Source organism: Mesorhizobium sp. M7D.F.Ca.US.004.03.1.1 (assembly GCF_003998635.1).
GTDB lineage: Bacteria > Pseudomonadota > Alphaproteobacteria > Rhizobiales > Rhizobiaceae > Mesorhizobium > Mesorhizobium loti.
Map to the genome: position 1 here is coordinate 1 of NZ_RZQG01000735.1, position 3,039 is coordinate 3,039.

At 64.2% G+C, this 3,039-nt stretch carries 4 protein-coding genes and 2 pseudogenes; 5 read left to right on the forward strand and 1 reads right to left on the reverse strand.

The annotated features are described in order from the left end of the window. Positions 1-223, reverse strand: a pseudogene (locus EN935_RS28905) (polyprenyl synthetase family protein); the annotation flags it as partial. 207 nt (positions 224-430) lie between these two features. On the opposite strand from EN935_RS28905, the gene EN935_RS28910 reads away from it, so the two are divergent. The 5 genes and pseudogenes from EN935_RS28910 to EN935_RS28930 form a co-directional block, all read left to right on the forward strand. Further along, on the forward strand, positions 431-655 hold the full coding sequence (locus EN935_RS28910; RefSeq protein ID WP_015318845.1) for a DUF2007 domain-containing protein: 225 nt from the start codon (positions 431-433) through the stop codon (positions 653-655). After that, positions 655-1,455 carry a methyltransferase gene (locus EN935_RS28915; RefSeq protein ID WP_127373879.1) on the forward strand — a complete coding sequence of 267 codons (801 nt, stop codon included), beginning with the start codon at positions 655-657 and terminating at the stop codon, positions 1,453-1,455. The genes EN935_RS28910 and EN935_RS28915 overlap by 1 nt, the downstream gene beginning before the upstream one ends. Before the next feature lie 79 nt (positions 1,456-1,534). Next, entirely contained in the window at positions 1,535-2,398 is an 864-nt protein-coding gene (locus EN935_RS28920; RefSeq protein WP_127265659.1) for a S49 family peptidase, read from the forward strand. A 138-nt stretch (positions 2,399-2,536) separates the two neighbouring features. Continuing rightward, positions 2,537-2,722, forward strand: a complete 186-nt coding sequence (locus EN935_RS28925) for a hypothetical protein (RefSeq protein WP_056581167.1) — start codon at positions 2,537-2,539, stop codon at positions 2,720-2,722. A 20-nt stretch (positions 2,723-2,742) separates the two neighbouring features. Further along, positions 2,743-3,039, forward strand: a pseudogene (locus tag EN935_RS28930) (4-(cytidine 5'-diphospho)-2-C-methyl-D-erythritol kinase); the annotation flags it as partial.

Genomic DNA, 3,039 nt, shown 5'->3' on the forward strand with positions numbered 1-3,039 from the left:
AGCCGAACATCTGCGCGGCAGCGAGTGTCAGCATCGGCCGCAGCCGTTTGCCGCCGGACGAGATCAGATGATTGGCGACTTCCGGGATCATCTCGACGTCGGAGCCGGCCTTGGACAGGATCAATTCATTGACGCGCCCCATATCGGCGGCAGTCAGATCGATCAGATCCTTGATGGAGGCAGACTCCCGCTTCCCGTTTTCGATGTTGAGAACGACACCCACGACAATCACTCCCGTCTTGGTATAACGCGTGCGACGGCACCCTTAGTCCCTGCATGGACTCTAGGGCGGCGGACATGGCCACGGCAAGTGGCGAATTGGCGCGGCGGCGATGACGGAATGTCAACCGACGCCGAAAGGGAGTTCTACTTTGCCACGGGAATCCGCCTGCCCGTTTACATCAGCGCTGCAAACTGAGAGTTTCGCCCGATGATTGAGCTCATTCGCACCAACGACGCCGTCATCATTTCCTTTGTCGAATCGCTGATGCGCGATGCCGGCATCGGCTGCTTCGTCGCCGACCAGAACATGAGCGTGCTCGACGGCTCGCTCGGCATCCTGCCGCGGCGCGTCATGGTCGACGCCGACCAGGCCGACGCGGCACGGCGCATCCTGACGGATGCCGGCATCGCCAACGAGATTCGCGGAAAATAATGTCCGCCGCGCCGGCCACCCTCGTCCCGGACACGCCGGCCCATACGGTCGACGCTTTCCATCGCGGCCGGTTCTGGCTGGTGCAGCCCAAGCAAGGCGGCCATCGCGCCGGCATGGATGCGATGATGCTGGCGGCATCCGTGCCATCCGCCTTTGCCGGGCGTCTCGCCGATTTCGGTGCCGGCGCCGGGGCCGCCGGACTGGCGGTGCTGTCACGCTGCCCGGCCGCCGAGGCGGTGCTGGTCGAACGCGCGCCCGAAATGGCGGCCTTCGCGGCGGCCACCCTTGCCCACCCCGGCAATGCCCATCTCAGCGATCGCGCCTCTGTGCTCGTCGCCGATGTCACCGTATCGGGCCGGGCGCGGGCGGCCGCCGGCCTCGCCGACAATGATTTCGACTTCGTCATCATGAACCCGCCTTTCAACCCCGCACGGGACCGCGCCACGCCCGATCGCCTCAGAAAAGAAGCCCATGTCATGGAGGACGGGTTGTTCGAGAGCTGGATTCGCAGTGCGGCAGCGGTCGTCAGGCCGCGCGGCGGGCTTGCCGTGATCGCCCGCCCCGAACAGCTCGGCGCCATTCTCGATGCGATCGCAGGGCGCTTCGGCGATGCCGAGATGCTTGCCGTCCACCCTCGCCCCGACGCAGCGGCGATCCGCACTGTCGTCAGGGCAGCGCTCGGGGCGCGGGGAAAGCTTGCCATCCGCCCTCCTTTGATGCTTCACGCGCAATCAGGCAACGGCCCCGATGAGCGCAGCGAAATGATCACCAACGGCCTCGCCTCGCTGTTCGGAGATTGAGCTATTCTGCCCGGCCACATTGCCGTTGGCCGGGAAATCCCTACATGCCTGCAACCCACCGACCGGAGACCGCGCCCTCGTGAAACGACTTATCAACCGCCTGCTGCCGAAATCCTGGCGCTCCACCGTCGTCACCATTCCGGTCATCCGGCTGCACGGCACCATCATGGCCGGCGGTGGCCAGTTCCGACCGAGCCTGTCGCTGGCCTCCACCGCCGGCCTCATCGAGAAGGCGTTCTCCTACGACGCGCCGGCGGTCGCCATCTCGATCAATTCGCCGGGCGGCTCGCCGGTGCAGTCGCGGCTGATCTTCAAGCGCATCCGCGACCTGGCGATGGAAAAGAACAAAAAGGTGCTGGTCTTCGTCGAGGACGTCGCGGCGTCGGGCGGCTACATGATCGCGGTCGCCGGCGACGAGATCTTCGCCGATCCGTCCTCTATTGTCGGTTCGATCGGCGTGGTGTCGGCCTCGTTCGGCTTTCCGGAACTGATGAAGAAGATCGGTGTCGAGCGCCGTGTCCACACTGCCGGCCAGAACAAGGCGGTGCTCGATCCCTTCAAGCCCGAGAAGAAGGAAGACGTCGAACGCCTGAAGGCACTGCAGCTTGAGGTGCACGGCACGTTCATCGATCTCGTCAAGGAGCGGCGCGGCACGAAACTGAAAGATGATCCGGACCTGTTCACCGGCCTGTTCTGGACCGGTATCAAGGGCCTCGAACTCGGCCTGGTCGATGCGCTCGGCGATATGCGCACGGTGCTGAAGACCCGTTTCGGGGCAAAAACCCAGCTTAGGCTGATCACGGCGCCGCGCGGTTTCCTCAGCCGCTTCGGCCTGTTCGGTTCGAGCAAGGGCTTCTCGGTGCCCGATATCGCAGCCGCTGCCGCTAGCGGCGTGATCGATGCGGCGGAAGAGCGCGCGTTGTGGGCACGCTTCGGGCTTTGAAAACCCGGCAAAACCGTCTAGCATGAGAGTTAGAAATCTCATGCATGTCGTTACCCAAACCGGATCCACTTTTGGGCGACATGCATCAACCGACCCGACCGGCCGCCTTCGCCGGCCCAGCGTGGGAGGAGTTTTGGTATGCCGCAGATCATTTTCTTCACCGTCGTTGGCGTCGCCGCCTATTTCGGCTACCGCACCTTCATTAGGGAAGCTGAGCGCGTGACCGCCAAGGTGCGGCGCACCGAAAAGCAGGCGGCCAACGGCGCGATCGGAACGCTGGTCAAGGATCCGAAGACCGGCGAATACCGGCTGGCCAAGGACTGAGCATCATTTCGCATACCATTGTGGACACCGACATCGGGTCGCGTAGCTGGCACGCGCACGCCAAGATCAATCTTGCGCTGCATGTCACCGGCAGGCGCCCCGACGGCTATCATCTGATCGAGAGCCTGGCGGTGTTCACACGGTTTGGCGACAGGGTCGAAATCGTGCTCGCCGACAGCGATGAGTTTGCCATGTCCGGCCGTTACGCCCCGGCCGTTCCTGTCGACGCCAGCAATCTGGTGCTCAGGGCGCGCGATGCCCTGCGACAAGCGGTCGGGCACGAGAGAACACCGCCGGTCGCCATTCGGCTCGAAAAG

Coding starts and splice junctions, on each gene's coding strand:
- EN935_RS28910 (WP_015318845.1), top strand. CDS start 431: ATGATTGAGCTCATTCGCACCAACGACGCCGTCATCATTTCCTTTGTC.
- EN935_RS28915 (WP_127373879.1), top strand. CDS start 655: ATGTCCGCCGCGCCGGCCACCCTCGTCCCGGACACGCCGGCCCATACG.
- EN935_RS28925 (WP_056581167.1), top strand. CDS start 2,537: ATGCCGCAGATCATTTTCTTCACCGTCGTTGGCGTCGCCGCCTATTTC.